Annotated in this window: 21 protein-coding genes; 8 read left to right on the top strand and 13 right to left on the bottom strand. The window is 69.4% G+C overall.

What is annotated here, in order from left to right:
• Genes AB3M34_RS06760 through AB3M34_RS06750 form a run of 3 tightly spaced genes read right to left on the bottom strand, consistent with a single transcriptional unit; the run spans nucleotide 1 to nucleotide 2,370 of the window.
• Nucleotides 1–381, bottom strand: coding sequence for an STAS/SEC14 domain-containing protein (locus tag AB3M34_RS06760; protein WP_370618432.1), 381 nt, complete (start codon nucleotides 379–381; stop codon nucleotides 1–3).
• Nucleotides 382–406: 25 nt separating this feature from the next.
• On the bottom strand, nucleotides 407–820 hold the full coding sequence (locus tag AB3M34_RS06755) for a hypothetical protein (protein WP_370618430.1): 414 nt from the start codon (nucleotides 818–820) through the stop codon (nucleotides 407–409).
• Nucleotides 817–2,370, bottom strand: a complete 1,554-nt coding sequence (locus tag AB3M34_RS06750; RefSeq protein ID WP_370618428.1) for an MFS transporter — start codon at nucleotides 2,368–2,370, stop codon at nucleotides 817–819. The genes AB3M34_RS06755 and AB3M34_RS06750 overlap by 4 nt, the downstream gene beginning before the upstream one ends.
• Before the next feature lie 148 nt (nucleotides 2,371–2,518).
• On the opposite strand from AB3M34_RS06750, the gene AB3M34_RS06745 reads away from it, so the two are divergent.
• A complete protein-coding gene (locus AB3M34_RS06745; RefSeq protein WP_370618426.1) occupies nucleotides 2,519–2,887 on the top strand; it encodes a YciI family protein in 369 nt (122 codons plus the stop codon).
• Nucleotides 2,884–4,116: an RNA polymerase sigma factor gene (locus tag AB3M34_RS06740; protein ID WP_370618425.1), complete on the top strand. Its 1,233-nt coding sequence runs from the start codon at nucleotides 2,884–2,886 to the stop codon at nucleotides 4,114–4,116. Before AB3M34_RS06745 ends, AB3M34_RS06740 begins: the two co-directional genes overlap by 4 nt.
• A gap of 11 nt (nucleotides 4,117–4,127) precedes the next feature.
• Here the strand turns inward: AB3M34_RS06740 and AB3M34_RS06735 are convergent, their stop codons facing one another.
• Nucleotides 4,128–4,373 (bottom strand): hypothetical protein, encoded by a 246-nt coding sequence (locus AB3M34_RS06735; protein WP_370618424.1) that lies wholly within the window; start codon nucleotides 4,371–4,373, stop codon nucleotides 4,128–4,130.
• 22 nt (nucleotides 4,374–4,395) lie between these two features.
• On the opposite strand from AB3M34_RS06735, the gene AB3M34_RS06730 reads away from it, so the two are divergent.
• The 5 genes from AB3M34_RS06730 (at nucleotide 4,396) to AB3M34_RS06710 (ending at nucleotide 8,148) form a co-directional block, all read left to right on the top strand.
• On the top strand, nucleotides 4,396–5,121 hold the full coding sequence (locus AB3M34_RS06730) for a UdgX family uracil-DNA binding protein (protein WP_370618422.1): 726 nt from the start codon (nucleotides 4,396–4,398) through the stop codon (nucleotides 5,119–5,121).
• Between the two features lie 49 nt (nucleotides 5,122–5,170).
• Nucleotides 5,171–5,350, top strand: a complete 180-nt coding sequence (locus AB3M34_RS06725) for a hypothetical protein (protein WP_370618420.1) — start codon at nucleotides 5,171–5,173, stop codon at nucleotides 5,348–5,350.
• Between the two features lie 3 nt (nucleotides 5,351–5,353).
• Nucleotides 5,354–6,343 carry an LLM class F420-dependent oxidoreductase gene (locus AB3M34_RS06720; RefSeq protein ID WP_370618418.1) on the top strand — a complete coding sequence of 330 codons (990 nt, stop codon included), beginning with the start codon at nucleotides 5,354–5,356 and terminating at the stop codon, nucleotides 6,341–6,343.
• A gap of 105 nt (nucleotides 6,344–6,448) precedes the next feature.
• Nucleotides 6,449–7,348 carry an ABC transporter ATP-binding protein gene (locus AB3M34_RS06715; RefSeq protein WP_370618417.1) on the top strand — a complete coding sequence of 300 codons (900 nt, stop codon included), beginning with the start codon at nucleotides 6,449–6,451 and terminating at the stop codon, nucleotides 7,346–7,348.
• Nucleotides 7,345–8,148, top strand: a complete 804-nt coding sequence (locus AB3M34_RS06710; RefSeq protein ID WP_370618415.1) for an ABC transporter permease subunit — start codon at nucleotides 7,345–7,347, stop codon at nucleotides 8,146–8,148. The genes AB3M34_RS06715 and AB3M34_RS06710 overlap by 4 nt, the downstream gene beginning before the upstream one ends.
• A 20-nt stretch (nucleotides 8,149–8,168) precedes the next feature.
• Here AB3M34_RS06710 and AB3M34_RS06705 read toward each other — a convergent pair whose 3' ends face one another.
• From AB3M34_RS06705 to AB3M34_RS06685, 5 genes are all read right to left on the bottom strand, one after another.
• Entirely contained in the window at nucleotides 8,169–8,825 is a 657-nt protein-coding gene (locus AB3M34_RS06705) for a response regulator (RefSeq protein ID WP_370618414.1), read from the bottom strand.
• Complete coding sequence (locus tag AB3M34_RS06700; protein WP_370618413.1) at nucleotides 8,822–9,967, bottom strand: sensor histidine kinase; 1,146 nt, start codon at nucleotides 9,965–9,967, stop codon at nucleotides 8,822–8,824. Before AB3M34_RS06700 ends, AB3M34_RS06705 begins: the two co-directional genes overlap by 4 nt.
• Before the next feature lie 93 nt (nucleotides 9,968–10,060).
• Nucleotides 10,061–10,582 carry a hypothetical protein gene (locus tag AB3M34_RS06695; RefSeq protein ID WP_370618411.1) on the bottom strand — a complete coding sequence of 174 codons (522 nt, stop codon included), beginning with the start codon at nucleotides 10,580–10,582 and terminating at the stop codon, nucleotides 10,061–10,063.
• Nucleotides 10,579–13,044: a molybdopterin oxidoreductase family protein gene (locus tag AB3M34_RS06690; RefSeq protein ID WP_370618409.1), complete on the bottom strand. Its 2,466-nt coding sequence runs from the start codon at nucleotides 13,042–13,044 to the stop codon at nucleotides 10,579–10,581. The genes AB3M34_RS06695 and AB3M34_RS06690 overlap by 4 nt, the downstream gene beginning before the upstream one ends.
• The gene (locus AB3M34_RS06685; RefSeq protein ID WP_370618407.1) at nucleotides 13,041–13,727 is read right to left on the bottom strand and encodes a helix-turn-helix domain-containing protein; all 687 of its coding nucleotides are present in this window, start codon (nucleotides 13,725–13,727) and stop codon (nucleotides 13,041–13,043) included. Before AB3M34_RS06685 ends, AB3M34_RS06690 begins: the two co-directional genes overlap by 4 nt.
• Before the next feature lie 420 nt (nucleotides 13,728–14,147).
• Between AB3M34_RS06685 and AB3M34_RS06680 the strand changes: the two genes are divergently transcribed.
• Entirely contained in the window at nucleotides 14,148–14,783 is a 636-nt protein-coding gene (locus AB3M34_RS06680; RefSeq protein ID WP_370618405.1) for an isochorismatase family protein, read from the top strand.
• A gap of 625 nt (nucleotides 14,784–15,408) precedes the next feature.
• Here the strand turns inward: AB3M34_RS06680 and AB3M34_RS06675 are convergent.
• From AB3M34_RS06675 to AB3M34_RS06660, 4 genes are all read right to left on the bottom strand, one after another.
• Nucleotides 15,409–15,921, bottom strand: coding sequence for a CbrC family protein (locus AB3M34_RS06675; RefSeq protein ID WP_370618403.1), 513 nt, complete (start codon nucleotides 15,919–15,921; stop codon nucleotides 15,409–15,411).
• 143 nt (nucleotides 15,922–16,064) lie between these two features.
• Entirely contained in the window at nucleotides 16,065–16,331 is a 267-nt protein-coding gene (locus AB3M34_RS06670) for a DUF7674 family protein (RefSeq protein ID WP_370618402.1), read from the bottom strand.
• Nucleotides 16,328–16,969 (bottom strand): hypothetical protein, encoded by a 642-nt coding sequence (locus AB3M34_RS06665; protein ID WP_370618401.1) that lies wholly within the window; start codon nucleotides 16,967–16,969, stop codon nucleotides 16,328–16,330. The genes AB3M34_RS06670 and AB3M34_RS06665 overlap by 4 nt, the downstream gene beginning before the upstream one ends.
• 17 nt (nucleotides 16,970–16,986) lie before the next feature.
• Nucleotides 16,987–17,409, bottom strand: coding sequence for a hypothetical protein (locus AB3M34_RS06660; RefSeq protein ID WP_370618399.1), 423 nt, complete (start codon nucleotides 17,407–17,409; stop codon nucleotides 16,987–16,989).
• Nucleotides 17,410–17,449: the final 40 nt, after the last annotated feature.

Below are 17,449 nucleotides of genomic sequence, written 5' to 3'. Positions count from 1 at the left end.
TCAGTCGTCATCGTCGTCGTCGAGACCGACGAGCCACTCCTTCGCGTCGTCGACGTCATCGGTCTCGAAGACCTTGATGTCGCCCGGCATCATCCAGCCGAAGGCCTTGACGCTGTTCTCCAGCCAGTCGGCGTCGGAGACGATCGCAACCCGCTTCCACCCCTTGATGTGGCGTGCCCACAGCTTCGTGTCCGCCCACACCGCACCCGGCGCGTACGACCCGAAGTCTTCGCCGAGCACGTAGAGGAGGCGGACGTCCCCCCGTTCGAGCGCCGCGTTGACGGCGGGGACGAGCACGTCGCGGTAGTCCTCCTCGGTCACCTTGCCGACCGCCTCGAGGCCGACGGTTCCCGGGGGCATGTCGTTGATGAGCCTGATCATCGCGATGTCCTTCTTCCGTATGGCGTCAGCAGGTCGACTCGACGTCGCTGACGAGGGTCTTCACGTCTTGCCCGAAGGTGGACAGTGCCGTCCCGGCCGCGGACAACGTCGCGCCCGTCGGGCTGGCGACCGCTGCGTCCAAGGCGGCCTGCAGGGTGGCCCAGCTGGACTCGGCCGCGGACAGCGGTGTGGCGAACTCGGACTTCGCCTCGGCCTTCACGTCGGCGAGGGCGTCGCCGACCTCGGGGATCCCGTCCTTGAGCTCGGCGAGGCTGCCTTGGGAGGTGACGTCGATGTCCGACAGCTCCTCGACCGAGTCCTGCAAGGTGTCGACCGAGCTGCAGACGGCCGGCGGCTCGTCGTCACCGTCACCGTCGCCGCAGGCCCCGAGCGACCCGGCGAGGAGCAAGGGCACGACCAGTGTTGCTGCGCGTCTCATGCACGTCCTCCTTCGTCGGGTGGAACCGCGGCGGCGGTCCCGACACCTCGATCGTCGGTCACATGGCGGTCGGTGTCGTCATACCCCAGGGGTGATTCGACGCCGCTCGGTCGACGAGCCGTACGGCGGGTGTTGAGGACGGCACACCCCAGCAGGAGGACAGCGGTGCACAGCCCGACGGCGTGCAGGGCGTCGGTCGCCGCCACGGCGAGGGCCTCGAGGGCGACGTGGTCCTGCGGTGGCCCCTGGGCCGCCGCTCGCGCCTCGGCCATGGTGCCGGTCTCGCCTCGCGACAGCGCGAACACCGTCGTGGCGAGGCTGCCGACGGCCGCGAACCCGAGGGACGAGCCGACATGGTTGCTGGTCTCCGCGAGCGCGGCCGCCCGACCGGCTGCCGCGGGCGGCGCAGCCGAGAGGATGCGCTGCGTCGAGAACGCGAACAGGGGCCCGCACCCGAACGCGATGATCGCGATCGCCACCAGCATCGGCCAGTACCCGGATCCCGCCGAGACCGTCAGCTGGAGGAGCGCGCCGAGTGACGAGACCACCAGGCCGGCGGGGATCAGCCGGTCGGGATCGAAACGCCGACCGAGCACCGGTGCGAGGAACGTCCCGGCTCCGATCCCGAGTCCCATCGGCATGAAGACGACCGCAGCGACGAGGGGTGAGAGACCAGCGGCCGACTGGAGGTACTGGGTCACCCAGAACCCGGTGCCGGCGAGCACGACGGCGGCGAGAGTGAGGCTGGCGACCGACACGACGATCACCGGTTCACGGAGCAGGTCGAGATCGAGGAACGGTACGGCGAGCCGCCGCTGGCGACGGGCGAACACGATGCCGCCCACGAGTACGATCGCCACCGCCGCGACGGCGATCGGCAACGGGGTGGGTGACCCGGGGATGCACGCCTTGATCGCAGTGAAGAGCGCGAGCAGCACCGCCATGAGGAGGCCCGCGCTGAGCAGGTCGACCCGCGGCCCACGTTCGGCCGGCCGTGACGCCGGGAGCAGCCTTGGCCCGAGGACGAGGACGACTCCACACACCGGCACGGCCAGCAGGAACACCGAGCCCCACCAGAACCAGTGGAGGAGCAGGCCTCCCACCACGGGGCCGAGCGACGCGAACGCGAACTGGCATGTCGCCCAGGTGGCGATGGCCTTCGTACGCGCTGCGTCGTCGGGGAACACCTCACCGATCAGCGCCAGCGTGGACGGCATCAGCGTGGCGCCGGCCACTCCTTGGAGAACGCGGGCGAGCAGCAGCATCTCAGGAGTCGCTGCGTACGCGGCCAGCAACGAGGCCGCGAGGAATCCCGCACAGCCCAGCAGCAGGAGGCGGCGCCGGCCGACCCGGTCACCGACCGCACCGGCCACGATCGCGAGCACGCCCACCACCAGGCCGTACACGTCGGTGATCCAGAGCTGCTGCGTCGCCGAGGCGCCGAGGTCGGCGGTGAGCTCGGGCACGGCGAGGAACAGGACGTTGAGGTCCACGGCGACCACGGCCGTGGGAAGAAGAAGGAGCGCGAGGCTCAGCCTGGGTGACTTCATGCCCCTAGGTCGTCGCGGGATCACGGGGATCGACAGCGCCGCCGGAATCCGGCCAAGATTCTTTCTGGCGTGGTGTCGTGCCAGCGACGACGGTGACGACCACCTGACGACACTCCGACCGGGGTGCGCCAGTCCAGAGGAGGACCCCATGAAGTACCTGATCCTGATGCACATCGACCCGGCCGTCCTGGAGAACCTTACCGACGAGCAGCAGCAGCAGATCGGCGAGGGGCACGGAGCTTTCATGGCCACGACCAAGGAGAACGGCGAGTTCATCTCCACCCAGGCGCTCGGAGACCCGAGCCGGTCGAAGGTCGTCCGCAGCAACGGGGCGCGACCCGAGGTCACCGACGGCCCCTTCGTCGAGGCGAAGGAGTTCATGGGCGGCTTCTACCTGCTCGACGTCGAGGACGAGGCGCGGGCGATCGAGCTCGCGCAGATGATCCCCGACGCCTCCATCCCCGGCCTCGCCGTGGAGATCCGGCCCGTCGTGTTCTCGGACCTGGGGGACGGGTGACCGGTCCCTCGCCTGTCGACGAGGGCCTGTGGCGCGACCTGGCGCCGCAGACCCTCGCCCGGCTGCTCCGCACGTACGGCAGCAGCCAGTTCGACCTGTGCGAGGACGCCGTCCAGGAGGCGCTCCTGGATGCGTACGTCCGGTGGCCGACCGATCCCCCCGACGACCCGCAGGCGTGGTTGGCCACGACAGCCCGACGGCGCTACGTCGACCGGGTCCGCAGCGACCAGCGCCGTCGTGTCCGTGAGGGGCGCGTCGCCCTGCTCGAGGAACCGCTGAGCAACGAGGGCGTGCAGAGCGACGATGCCCTGCTGCTGCTGCAGCTCTGCTGCCATCCCGCGCTGTCCCGGTCCGCGCAGGTCGCGCTGACGCTGCGGGCCGTCGCCGGGCTCACGACCGAGCAGATCGCGAACGCGTACCAGCTGCGGGAGGCGACCATCGCGCAGCGCATCACGCGGGCGAAGCGGCGGCTCGCCGACCACGGCGCGCCGCTCGACCGACCCGCGGACGTCGCCGAGCGGCTGGCCCCGGTGCTCGACGTGCTCTACGTCATGTTCACCGAGGCGCACCACACGACGAGCGGTGCGCCGGCGCAGAACACGGACCTCGCGCTGGAGGCGATCCACCTCGCGCGGCTGCTCCGTCAGGCGGCGCCCGAGTCGACCGAGGTCGCCGGTCTCCTCGCGCTCATGCTCCTCACCGAGGCACGCCATCCGGCGCGCGTCGGGTCGCGCGGGCAGCTGATCCCCCTCGACGAGCAGGATCGGCGCCGGTGGGAGGAGGCGATGGTCGCGGAGGGCCTGGCCGTGCTCGATGCCGTCGTCCCTGGCGCCGAGCCGGGGCCGTACCTGCTCCAGGCCTGCATCGCGGGGCTGCACGCCCAGGCTGCCGACACCGACTCCACGGACTGGGACGAGATCCACGCGCTCTACACGGTGCTCGACCACACGACCGACGGACGCAACCCCGCGATCGCCTTGAACCGGATCGTCGCGGCCGGCATGGTGCACGGCCCCGAGGCTGCGCTGATGCAGCTGGACGCGCTCGAGGCGGACCATCCGCGCGTCACCCGCGTCGACGCCGTACGCGCGCACCTCCTCGAGCGCGCCGGGCGTCCGGAGGAGGCGGCGGTCGCCTACCGCCGGGCGATCGCGGCGACCGTCAACGTCGCCGAGCAGCACCACCTCCGCGACCGGTTGCGCCGGCTCGGCGTCGGCCCGGTGGGCTGACAGGCTCCGCGTCAGTCCGCGTGCGGAAGGTCCCCCGGCGACTCCTCGGCCTCCCGGCGCGGAGCGGCGTCCGGTCCGGCGGTGCCCTCGTCCGCGTGACCGCTCTCGCTCGGCGGGTAGCCCGCGGTCGCGTCCCCGGGCGAGATCGGCGTGCTCGGATCCCTCATGCCCGAGACCTCCGAGACCTGCGCCGCGTCACCCTCGTCGGGCGACTGGTCCTCCGACGTCCGCTCGTCCGGCTTCTGACCGTCCGACATAGATCCTCCTCGTTGAGCGGCGATGTGCACACCTCTGGTACCCAGGCCCGTTCACCGCATGATCAGAAGCGGCGATTCGGGGTACAGGCAGGTCGTGGTGAGTGAAGAGCGTCCGGGCGCAGAGGCCTGGGTCCCAGAGCGCGTGAGCCTGCGCAGCCTCCACGAGGCGGCGCAGGCATGTCGCGGCTGCGAGCTCTATCGCGACGCGACGCAGGCGGTCGTCGGTGAAGGACGTCTCAAGGCGTCGCTCATGCTCCTCGGTGAGCAGCCCGGCGACCAGGAGGACCGTAGAGGTCATCCCTTCGTCGGCCCGGCGGGGCGTGTCCTCGACGACGCGTTGACCGATGCGGGCGTAGGGGCCGACGACGTCTTCACGACGAACGTGGTGAAGCACTTCCGGTGGGAACGGACCCGGGGCAAGCAGCGGATCCACAAATCGCCGAGCCAGGCGCACGTCACCGCGTGCAAGCCGTGGCTCGACGCCGAGCTCGGACTGGTACGGCCGAGAGGCGTGGTGCTGCTGGGCGCCACCGCGGGCAAGGCCGTCTACGGCCCGTCCTTCCGAGTGGGCGACGTACGGGGCGAACGCCTGCAGTGGCCCTCCACCCTCGCCGTACGACGGGCCCCGGACTGGGTGCTGGCGACCAACCATCCGTCCGCGGTGCTGCGGGCCGACGACCGCGCGACGGCGTACGACGCGCTGGTCGCAGACCTCACGGTCGCGGCGTCTCTGCTCCAGGAAGCGTGACGGCCGAGACCCGAGTCATGGGACGGACGAGACCGGGTACCGGAGTCGCATGACGACGACACCGGACGAACCGAACCCCGACCCCAAGGTCGTACCCTCGGGCGACCCTGTCCCGATCGATCCCGGCGAGGACCCGCGCAACGATCCCGACCTCCCGGAGCCGGAGATCGTGCCACCTCACGACGAGGGCGTGCCCATCGCCGACGCCGAGTGGCCCGAGGACCGCTGACGCATGACGCGATTCGGCTACACCCTGATGACGGAGCAGAGCGGTCCGCGTGAGCTGGTCCGGTACGCCGCGGAGGCTGAGGAGGTCGGCTTCGACTTCGAGGTGATGAGCGACCACTACTCCCCCTGGCTGACCGAGCAGGGCCATGCCCCGTACGCCTGGACGGTGCTCGGCGCCGTCGCCCAGGCGACGTCGCGCGTCGGCCTGATGACCTATGTGACCTGCCCGACGCAGCGCTACCACCCCGCGGTCGTCGCCCAGAAGGCGGCGACCCTGCAGGTCCTCGCCGACGGCCGGTTCACCCTCGGTCTCGGCAGCGGCGAGAACCTCAACGAGCACGTGGTCGGCGAGGGATGGCCCGCGCTCCAGGAACGGCAGGCCATGCTCGCCGAGGCGGTCGAGATCATCCGCGCGCTGCACACCGGCGAGCTCGTCGACCACCGGGGCGACTACTTCCAGGTCGACTCTGCCCGCATCTGGGACCTGCCGGACGAAGCCGTCGAGATCGGGATCGCCGTGGCCGGCGAGCGGGCGATCGCCACGTTCGCACCCCTCGCCGACCATCTCATCGGCGTCGAGCCGGACTCGTCCCTCGTCGAGCAGTGGAACGCCGTCGATGGAGCGCCTCAGATCGCGAGCGACGCTCGGGCGATCGGGCAGATCCCGATCTGCTGGGATCCGGACAAGGATGCCGCTGTGGCACGCGCCCACGAGCAGTTCCGCTGGTTCGGTGGCGGCTGGTCCGTGAACGCCGACCTCACCACGCCCGCCGGGTTCGCCGGCGCCACCCAGTTCGTACGACCCGAGGACGTCGCCGACGCGATCGCCTGCGGCCCGGACCTGGACGCGATCGTCGAGGCCGCGAGCGCCTACTGGAAGGCGGGCTTCACCGACCTCGCACTCGTCCAGGTCGGCGACGACGGTCAGGAGCGCTTCCTCAGCGAAGCAGCCGGGCCTCTGCTGGAGAAGCTCCGCGAGGCGGCGCCGGCCTGAGACGTCGCTCGACCTCAGGCATGGACCCGTCTCGTACTTTCGGTCAGGACAAGACTGGCCATCGAACCGATACGCGCGCGACGCGATGCCGCGAGCGTAGAGCCCATGATCACAGTCGAGTCCCTGACCCGGAGGTACGCCGGCTTCACCGCCGTCGACAACGTCTCCTTCACCGCCCAGCCCGGCCGCGTGACCGGTTTCCTCGGTCCGAACGGTGCCGGCAAGTCCACCACGATGCGCGTGATGGTCGGTCTGACCGTCCCGACATCCGGCTCGGCCACCATCAACGGAGAACGGTTCGCCGACCTCCCCAACCCCGGCCTCGAGGTGGGCGTCCTTCTCGACGCCTCGGCCCAGCACGCCGGCCGCACCGGCCGCGAGATCCTCGCGGTCGCCGCCGACACCATGGGCCTGCCCCGGACCCGGGTCGACGAGATGATCGAGCTGGTGAGTCTGACTTCCACTGAGGCCAAGCGCCGGGTGCGCAACTACTCCCTCGGGATGCGTCAACGCCTCGGCATCGCCACGGCACTCCTCGGAGATCCTCAGGTCCTGATTCTCGATGAGCCCGCCAACGGGCTCGACCCCGCGGGGATCCGGTGGATGCGCGACCTGCTGACGGGCTTCGCCAGCCAGGGCGGCACCGTGCTGCTGTCCTCACACCTGCTCCACGAGATCGAGGTCATCGCCGATGATCTGGTCGTGATCGGCAACGGCAAGATCGTGGCGGCCGGCACCAAGGAAGAGCTGCTGGCTGCCGCCGGGACGCTCGCCAGGTCGGCGTCGCCGCGCGACCTCGCCCACGCTCTGGAACAGGCCGGGATCCCCAGCACACTCGCCGGCGACGACTCGGTCCGCACAGATGCCGATCCCGCTCTTGTGGGGGCAGTGGCCCTGACCGCCGGCATCGCCCTCACCGAGCTCCGGTCCGCCGAGGGCGCCGGCCTCGAAGACATGTTCCTGTCGCTCACTGCCGACACCCAGCGCGAAGGAGTTGCGGCATGACCGCCACGATCGTCCCCCCGGCCACCACCCCGGCCCGCAGGACCGCCCAGCCCATCCCCATCACCCGACTCGTCAAGGCCGAGCTGCGCAAGATGTTCAACACCCGCTCCGGATTCTGGATGCTCATCAGCATCGGCGTCCTGTCGGTCGTCGCGACCGGGGCGGTCATCGTCTTCGCTCCCGACAGCGCCGTCACCTACGAGAGCTTCGCGACGGCGATCGGGTTCCCGATGTCGGTGATCTTGCCGATGATCGCGATCCTGGCCGTCACGAGCGAGTGGAGCCAGCGCAGTGGGCTCACGACGTTCACGCTGGTGCCGAGCCGCGGACGGGTGATCGGCGCCAAGGCGATCGCGACCCTCCTCGTGGGCCTCGGCTCGATGGCCGTCGCCTTCGCGGTGGGGGCCCTCGGCAACGTGGCCGGTTCCGCACTCGCCGGTGTCGACACCGTGTGGGACATCTCGTTGTCCATGGCGCCCCAGATGGTGCTCGGCAACCTGGTCGGCATGGCCATCGGCTTCACCCTCGGTGTCGTGCTGCGCAGCTCCGCGGCCGCGATCGTGGGCTACTTCGTCGTCTCACTGGTCATGCCGGGCATCCTCGTCCTCCTGGCCCAGGTGCGCTCGTGGTTCGAAGACCTTCAGCCGTGGATCGACTGGAACTACACGCAGGTGGCGCTGTTCGAGGGCGCCACGAACACCGGTGAGGAGTGGGCCATGCTTGGCTCGACCACGATGATCTGGATCGTCGTTCCCCTCGTCGTCGGGCTGCTGTTCCTGCGCCGCTCCGAGGTCAAGTAGTCCCGCGCAACGAGCGGCGTCTAATCCCGGATCCGGCCGGTCTCGTAGCCCCACATCGCGACCTCCACCCGGTTACGGGCGCCGAGCTTGGCCATGAGGCTGCCGATGTGGGTCTTCACCGTGCTGAGACTGATGTGCAGCTCGGCGGCGATCTCTGCGTTGGTACGACCCCGCGCGATGGTGAGCAGCACCTGCTCCTCGCGTTCGGTGAGCGGGTCGATGGGCTGGGCGGGAGGTGCTGCCCGACCCGTGCCCGCGAACGTCGACAGCAGCCGGCGGGTGATGCTGGGCGAGATGAGCGAGTCACCTCGGGTGGCCGCCCGGATCGCCTCGCCGAGCAGCTCGGGTCCGGCGTCCTTCAGCAGGAAGCCGGTGGCGCCGGCCAACAGCGCGCCGTGCACGTACTCGTCGAGGTCGAAGGTGGTGATCACGACGACCGCGACCGGGTCCTCGACGCCCGGCCCTGCCAGTAGACGGGTCGCCTCGACCCCGTCGAGGACGGGCATCCGGATGTCCATCAGGCACACGTCGGGACGGAGCTCGCGGACCAGCCGCACCGCCTCCTGCCCGTCGCGCGCCTCCCCCACGACCTCGATGCCGTCCAGGGTTCCGAGGATCAGCCGCAGTCCGGTCCGCACGAGATCCTGGTCGTCGGCGACCAGCACCCGGATGCTCACGCCGACACCTGCCGCGGCAGTGTCGCGCTGACGGCCCAGCCACCTCCGGGGCACGGGCCCGCCTGGCACGTGCCGCCCAGGAGCAGGGCGCGCTCGACCATCCCTGCGAGTCCGAAGCCTGCGTCCGGGGCGGGGTCCCCCGGACGGGTGTCACCGTCGTCACGGACGGCGAGGCTGACTGCTGACTGACCCCCTGTGACGCGCACGTCGACCAGAGTGGCGTTCCTGGCATGCCGCAGCGCGTTCGTGACCGCCTCCTGAGCGATCCGGAAGACAGCGGCGTCGATCGCCGCCGGGAGGGCGGCCAGGTCACCCGAGACCCTGACCTCCACCCGCGGCCCGGCCGGCGAGGCCCCGGACAGCCGCTCGAGGTCGGCCACACCGGGCTGCGGGGCGTAGTCGGCCGGCGCCGCGTTGCGCAGCACGCGGACCATGGCCCGCATCTCCGCGAGCGCGCGCGACGCCTCCACCTCGATCACCTCGAGTGCCTCGAGCGGCGACGACGGGCTGGTCGCCGCGAGAGCGCGCCCCGCCTGGGCCTGGACGGCGATGGCGGAGACGTGGTGGGCCACCGTGTCGTGCAGCTCACGCGCCAGCAGGACCCGCTCCTCCGACTTCACCTGTTCCATCCTTCGCTCCCGGGCGCCGTGCTGCGAACGTACGGCCCACCCCAGGGCAAAGGCGGACATCAGGACAGCGACCCCGCCGATTGCGTCGCCGACCCCGGTCCAGCTGACGACGAGCGCCATGGTGGCCGGGACCAGGATGATCGCCAGACCCGCCACCGCCTCTCGCCCGGAACCCCACCGGAAGAGTGCGTAGGGCAGCAGCAGGAGGTAGACCATCGTGTACATGTCGAGCGCCGGCGCGTCGGATGCGATCAGGCCGATGTCCACGATCGTGGTCACGCCGAAGGCGGTCGCGACCACGGCGAGCGGGTGGGTACGGCGCCAGAGCAGCAGCGGCGCCAGTCCGAGCGTCAACACCACCGACAGCACAGGTAGCGGCAGGTCCTCACGCAGGACACCCTCCAGCACCGCGGAGACCGTCACGACCGCCAGCAGCGCCCAGTCACGCCATACCCGAACAGGCGGGACCGAGGGCCGGGGTTCCTCCAGCAGGGACCGCAGTGGATTGCTCACCCCCTCAGCGTAGGGATGCAGCGCCGCCAGCGGACCGGCCGAAAGTCTGACCCGTCCCCCGGCCCATGGCACGACAGGGGTGAATCGGCCGGTTCAGCCGGTGACCATGATCTGAGCGGCGGTCTCCTTGACCTTGGCGTTGGCCCAACGCATCTGGCGAAGGGTCTGCGGGTGACAGCCCTCCGCGAGCTCGAGAAGCGTGCGGTCCTTCATCGCCTGTGCCGTCTGGGCCATCACCTCCCAGTCGAGGGACACCCCGGCGGCCATGCGGTGCACGCGTCGAAGGTCGGCGAGCAGGAGGAGCGCGGGTTCGTGGAACCGGCCCGTCAGCTCGGCGCCCAGCTGCTTGACCCGGGCGAGGAGGGTCGCCTCGTCCTCCGGCTCGGGGTCCAGCTCGAACCCGTAGTCGGTGCCGACCTCGGCGAGGCGGCGTACGTGCTCTTGTGACCACCGGGCGATGTCGCGGGCGACGTAGAAGATCTCGTGGTCGACCTTCTGATGGTCCGAGAGGTTGAGCAACGCACCGGCCAGGTCGTTCTCGGCACGGTGGAGCTCCTCGACGGCCGCCCCGACCTTGTTGCCGTGCAGCGAACGCAGGGTCGCGGTGATGCTCATCGTCGGCCTTCCGTGGTGGGGAGCTGTTCCGTGGCGAGGGCGTCCGGTCCGCCGGTCGTCGGTGGAGCGACATCGGGATCCACCGGCCGCGAGGCCGTCGTCGTCGGCGCGCGCGAGGGCGTACCGGTGGAGCGCTCGACCAGCGTTGCGGCAGCGGCTGCGGTCTTGAAGAGGGGCTGCTTCGAGGCGGGATCCCAGTCGGTGAGGGTGAGTTCGTTGGCTGCCCGTCCCGGCCCGTCGGGTTCATGACCGTTGATGGTGTCCCAGTAGCCGTAGTGGAAGGGCAGGAAGAGGACGCCCGGCCGGATGCCGCTGACGCGTGCGCGTGCGGTGACGTCTCCCCGCGGCGTCGTGATGCTCAGCCGGTCCCCCTCCGACCAGCCTTGCTCCGCAGCGTCTGCAGCCGACACCTCGACCCACACCTCGGGAGCCGCCGCCCGCAGCTGGGGTGCGCGGCCGGTCTTCGTCCGGGTGTGGAAGTGGTACAGCGTACGACCGGTGATCAGCTGGAACGGGAAGTCCTCCGAGGGCAGCTCGTGGGGCGGCAGGTACTCGGCTGCCTTGAGGACGGCCTTGCCCTGCGGGTTGAGCGCCTTGTACTCCGTCGGCTCGACCGGCGCACCGGTCACGAGGTCACGGCCGTAGCTCTCGCAGTAGTCCGGATCGGCCCAGAACGCGCCGTCGACGTAGATGTGCTCCGTGCCGTCGGGCCGCTCCTCGGTGCAGGGCCACTGGATGCCGCTCCCGCCTCGGAGCTTGTCGTACGTGATGCCGCTGTAGTCGCACGGTCGGCCGCGGCTGCACTCCTTCCAGCCCTCGAACGCCTCCTCGGGCGTGGTCCACTTCACCAGCGGCGCGCCGTCCTTGTCGCGCAGGTCGAGCCGCCGCGCGTAGTCGAGCAGGATGTCGAGGTCGCTGCGGGCGTCGCCGGGCGGGTCGACCGCCTTCTCCGACAGGTGGACGGTGCGGTCGACGTTGGTGAACGTGCCTGTCTTCTCGCCCCACGTCGCTGCCGGCAACACCACGTCGGCGAGCTGCGCGGTCTCGGAGAGGAAGATGTCCTGGACGACGAGGAAATGCCGGTCCTGGGACAGGATGCTGCGCATCCGCGACAGCTCCGGCATGGACACTGCGGGGTTGGTCCCGGTGACGTACAGGAATCGGATGGAGCCGTCCTCGACGTAGCGCATGATCTGCATCGCGTGCGTCGGTTCGGAGTAGTGCGGGATGTCCATCGGGTCGATGTTCCAGACCTTCGCCAGATCCTTGACGTGCGCGTCGTTCGACCAGTTGCGGAACCCCGGGAGATCGCCGTCAGCTCCGGCCTCCCGCGTGTTCTGCGCGGTGGGCTGGCCGTTCATCTGAAGGAGTCCGCAACCAGGCTTGCCGAGCATGCCGCGCAGGATGTGGATGTTGTTGACCTGGACGGCGGCCGCGGTCGCCTGGTGGGACTGGTAGAAGCCCTGCAGCACCGTGGACATCAAGCGCTCCGCGGTCCCGATCAGACGTGCGGCCTCGCGGAGATCCTTGGCCGACACCCCGCAGACCTCGGCAGCCCGCTCGACGGAGAAGCCCCCGAGCATCTTCTGCAGCTCCGCGAACCCGACCGCGTGGGCGGCGACGTAGTCGTGGTCGACCCAGTCGTTGCTCAGCAGCTCGTGCAGCAGCGCGTTCATCACCATGACGTTCGTCCCCGGGCGCGGCGCGAGGTGGACGGTCGCCGCGTCAGCGACCGGCGTCTGCCGGGGATCGACACAGATGACGCTCGGCGGGTTCGGGCCGGCGAGTCGGTCGAGGATGCGCGTCCAGAGAACCGTCTGGGTCTCCGCCATGTTGTGGCCGTAGAGGCAGATGACGTCCGCGTGGTCGATGTCGGTGTACGACCCTGGCTGGCCGTCCGAGGCGAACGACTCCTTGAGGGCGGCTGCCGCGGTGGCCGTGCACAGGCGCGTGTTGCCGTCGACGTGGTTCGTGCCGATGCCCCCGTGGGCGATGAGCCCCAGCGTGTAGTACTCCTCCAGGAACAGCTGGCCGGTGGTGTAGAAGGCGACCGAGCTCGGGCCACGCTCCTCGAGCAACTCGGTGGTGCGGCCGGCGACCGCGGCCATGGCGGTGTCCCAGTCGGTCTCGACGAGCTGGCCGTCTCGCCGGATCAGCGGCCTGGTCAACCGGTCCGGCGAGCCGTTGGCCTGCCATCCGTACAGGTCCTTCGGACCGAGCCGGCCGTGGTTCACGCGGTCCACAGCCCGACCACGGACGCCGACGATGCGTTCGTCCTTGACGGCGATGTCCAGGCCGTCACCGTTGGAGTGCAGGATCGTCGCCGACTGCACCCACCGGTCGACGTCGTCTGGTGACACCCCCTCGACGAGGTACGAGTCGACCCGTACGGGCCAGTCCTCGCCCGGACCGTACGGCGTCCGGCTCCCCCACGGCTGCGCGATCCGATCGATGGCGGTCACGTGGTCCTGGTACCCCACGCGACGCCGCTGTATGCCGAGGTCTCGAACCTCCTCCGGTACGACGTCGGAGTGGTGGCGAACGCTGCGACGAAGTTCTGCCGGAAGGTGACGGCGCTCCCGAATCCGCACTCGCGAGCGATGCGGTCGATCGGCCAGGTGGTGTTCTCGAGCAGACCGCGAGCCCGGTCGAGGCGGCGGGCCACCACCCAGCGGGCGGGAGTGGCCCCAGTGGTCTCGGCGAACCGCCGGTTGAAGTTCCGCCGGCTCATCCCGGCGTGGTCCGCCAGCACGTCGACGCACAGGTCGGCGTCGAGGTTGGCCAGTGCCCAGTCGAGCGTCGGCCCAAATCGGCCGCGTTCCTCCGGTTCGGGGATCGGGCGCTCGACGTACTGGGCTTGGCCTCCCTCCCGGTGCGGGGCCACGACGAGATGGCGCGCGACCGTGGCAGCTGCCGCGGACCCGAGCTCGGCGCGGACCAGGTGAAGGCACGCGTCGATGGCCGAGGCGGTACCCGCCGAGGTCAGGACGTCACCGTGGTCGAGGTAGAGGGATGACGCATCGACGGTGACCTGCGGGACGCGCCCGACGAGCTCGGGAGCCACCGCCCAGTGCGTCACGACCGCACGCGCACCCACCACGCCGCTGTCCACGACCGGGAACGCGCCCAAGCACAGTCCAGCCACGCGGGCACCACGCTGGTGCGCGCGCGATCGACGCCGTCAGCTCGTCCGGGGCAGGGCTCAGGTCGGCGTACCAGGAAGGGAAGACGAGGAGGTCTGCGCTCTCGAGGAGCTCCGGCCCGTCGACGTCGTCGACCCTGAGTCCCTCGACCGTACGCACGCCCCGCCCGTCGTGCGTCCAGACGCGGGTCTCCCAGTCCGGCGCGAGAGCCTGACGAGCGACCTCGCCGAAGACCATCAGCGGCACGGAGAGGTGGAACATCGTGATTCCGTCGAAGGCATGAACAGCAACCCGCATGCTGGCCTGATTTCATCGAAGAACGGCTTCTGTGCCACTCACGGTAGCCGCTTCCCCTTCGGCACGCTTGAGGTACCGGCAGCGAACCCGCCGGCGGTACACCCGAGACCCACAGGAGCTCACCCATGACCTCACCGCAGCGCGCCCTGATCGTCGTCGACGTGCAGAACGAGTACTTCGACGGCATCCTCCAGGTCCAGCACCCCGACCGCGAGACCTCGCTCGCCAACGTCCTGCGCGGCATGGACGTCGCCGCCGAGCAGAACCTGCCGGTCGTGGTCGTGCAGCACGAGCTCCCCGAGGACGCCCCCGTCTTCGCCAAGGGCTCGGCCAGCTGGGAGCTGCACCCCGAGGTCGCCAGTCGGGTGAAGCCGGAGTGGAAGCGCGTGGCGAAGGACAAGGCCAGCGTGTTCGCCGGCACCGACGTCTCCGCCTGGCTCGGCGCGCAGGGCATCGACACGATCTCGATCGTCGGCTTCATGACGAACAACTGCGACATCGCCACGGCCGCGGCAGCCGAGGAGCTCGGTCTGGCCGCCGAGGTTCTCGCCGACGCCACCGGCGCCATCCACCTCGCCAACGAGGCGGGCAAGGTGTCGGCCGAGCAGCTGCACGAGACGCTCCTCGTGCTGCTTCATTCCAACTTCGCCGCCGTCGCGACGACCGACGCCTGGGTCGCCGCCGTCGAAGGCGGACAGGCACTGCCGAAGTCCGACCTCGGCACCTCCGCGATGCAAGGCCGCGCCGCGTTCGCGGACTGACAGGCGCTCCAGCGTCTTCAAGGAGCTCAGGCTCGGTCTCCCGAAGGAACCGAGCCTGATCTTGTAGCGGGGGCAGGATTTGAACGTGCGACCTCTGGACAAGATCGGCGTCCTGTCCCGGGCTACCTCACACCTCGGGTCCCTCTGGGAAACCTCGGGTTGTTGAGGAGGTTCCCCATCGGACGGCTTCCAGAGTATCGGAACGTCTCGGAACCGTTGCCGGTCATATCTGATGCCTTTTCGATGACGGGTCGAATCCCGCCGACGATCGGTTCAATCGCCTCGCCAAAGTAGCGAAGACCCCTCGTGCGAGGCGCAGTACTCGGCCATGGCGTTGAGTCGCAGCAGGCCGCGCTTCTCAGGCCCCTCCCTGGCCCGAGGTACCGCCAAGGCAAGGTCGTGAAGAAGCATCGGCATTGGGTCAGCCGACATCTCGGTGTCAGCGTAGGGGTCGACAGACTGTAGGTAAGGAAGCCGAGGATCCTCTGGGTAGCCGAAGTACGCGGCGTGGATGAATCTGTCGAAGTCGCCAGCTGCGTCAAACGTGCCGCCGGCAGGATCGGGAAGGCGACGCACGGGACGTCCTTGGCCGTCACGCAACTCGACGTAGATGGGCACGATCGCCTCAGGATGCGTCTGCGTACGCGGTCTGTGTTCCGCATTGAAGGCAGCGGAATAGGTAGCCCGTCAGGTCGCCTTCGGCGCTCATGTGCGGAAGTACGTCCGCGGGCCATCCGTCGGCAATCAGTGACTGGATGACGTCAGGCAGCTCGGCGACATCTTGATAGCCGATCTTGCCGAGGAACGCTGCTGCATCCGAGCAGTGGAAGAGCCAGCGCTCCTGCTGCCATCCAGCGAATCCCGGGGTTCGGTGTACGACCTCGTCGAGCACCGTCGCGGGGACATCGTCGGGTGCCCCGTCGACCGTGCTGAATTCGGCGTCGAACTCCTGCGCGGCGCTGCCGTCTGCGATGCACCATGCGCAGGTGGTCTCGATCTCCTCGACCGAATAGGTGGGACCGACGTAGTTGAGACCGCGAGCCTGGCCGCAGCGCTCGCACTCGTCCGTGGACTCGACCAGCGATCCGGTCGCGAGGGGGTCGGGGTGATAGCGGAAGGCTGGCGGGGTGGCGCTCACGATCTGAGTCTGTCAGCAAAGGCCCCAAGGAACGCTGCCATTCGGCGTCGCGTGCATTAGGCCGGCGGCGAATGCTGCTGACGGTCCGCTTCACGGCGCAGGTCTGGGGGCCAGGATTCAATGAACGGCTGCATCGCAGGGTCTCACCAGCCCGTGTCTTCCACGAAGGAAACGGCGATGGCGTTCTGCACATCGTCGGCGCCCTCGATGAGCGCGGCGTTGAGGACTCCCAGCAATCTCAATAGTTCCGGCGATCGGCCTGCGTCGAAGGCCTCCATCGCGTGCCGCCGCAGATCGGCCGTGAGCAGGTGGAGAAGTAACTCGTCGTTGTCCTCAAGGTGCTCGAGGATGAGCGGCTGCACCTCCGGGACGTCGCGCTTGAGTTGCTCGACGAAGTCGTCGGGGGTCATTCGGCTTCCTCCTTACTCTCCGCGGCCGCGTGCTTTCCATCGATGAACCCCGGATCGTCGTAGCCCATGCTTTGGAGCTTCGCCGATGCGAAGACGACCATGATCTCGTCTCCGGGAATGAACGTGTCTTCCATGGACGGAGCCTGCGGGATTGCCGCGACGAACCAGACGGGACCGGCATCGAAGTGCAGGCGGAGTGCCGTGGGCAAGTCGACGTCGCGGGCAGCCTCGACGACCTCGCCGCTCGACAACGTGGCTGGGCCGAGTTGGAGCAGATCCCACCAGACCTGCGCACGCCGAATGGGGGTACCGAGGAGCGGCGACCACCGCGACTCCCCGTCTGGACCGATCCGCTGGGGACCTTCACTGCCAAGCACGAGGTGGCACTCGATCGGGTCGGCGAAGACTTCCACGCCGTACGGGTGGAAGGTGTTGGTCCAGGTCACGGTGAAGGGGCCTGAGTCGGTAGAGAGCTGAACGCCCATCACTGCGTGGTGCCAGTCGCCGTAATCCCAGACGGACGGCTCGGGGCCGAAGTTGTGGATATCCCAGTAGTCGACGGCTTGGAGCCGGGCGCCCTCCAGCGCACGGACTCGCGCTTCGAATGCGGTTCGCGCTCGTGTCGGGTCCGAGGTCATTTGCCCATCTGCTCCGATCACGGGCGGTCCCGTCGGGGCTCGGCCAGCCAAGCCAGGAACCTTCCTGCATCATTCTCGACGGACGGCCACGTTGCAGCTGCGATCCACTCCACGATCGCGCGACCGCAGATTCTTGAGCCCTCGTACATGCGAAGCTCATCACCAGCTCGGACGTCGTGCCATGCCTGAACGTTCTCGATGAACAGTGCGACGAGAACCGCACGAGTGTCGTCTCCGGGGAGGATGTCGGACCGAGAAAACCCGAAGACTGGGCCGGCTGTTTGTTCCCCGTCGGCCCAATCGGGCAGGCCCCAGTTCGGGCGATACGTGAAACGGTTCTCGGGCGCCGTGCCGCCAAGCAGGCCTGAGCTGCGGCCGCCATCCTCGGTCGAAACGAGGTGGAGCTCGACTCCGTATGCAAGTGTCTGAATCGGCTCCATGCGTCAAGCCTAAGAGCCAGCCCGTTCGCGTATGCGCCAC

The organism is Mumia sp. Pv4-285, assembly GCF_041320275.1.
GTDB lineage: Bacteria > Actinomycetota > Actinomycetes > Propionibacteriales > Nocardioidaceae > Mumia > Mumia qirimensis.
This window is presented reverse-complemented; position numbering and strand designations above follow the sequence as displayed.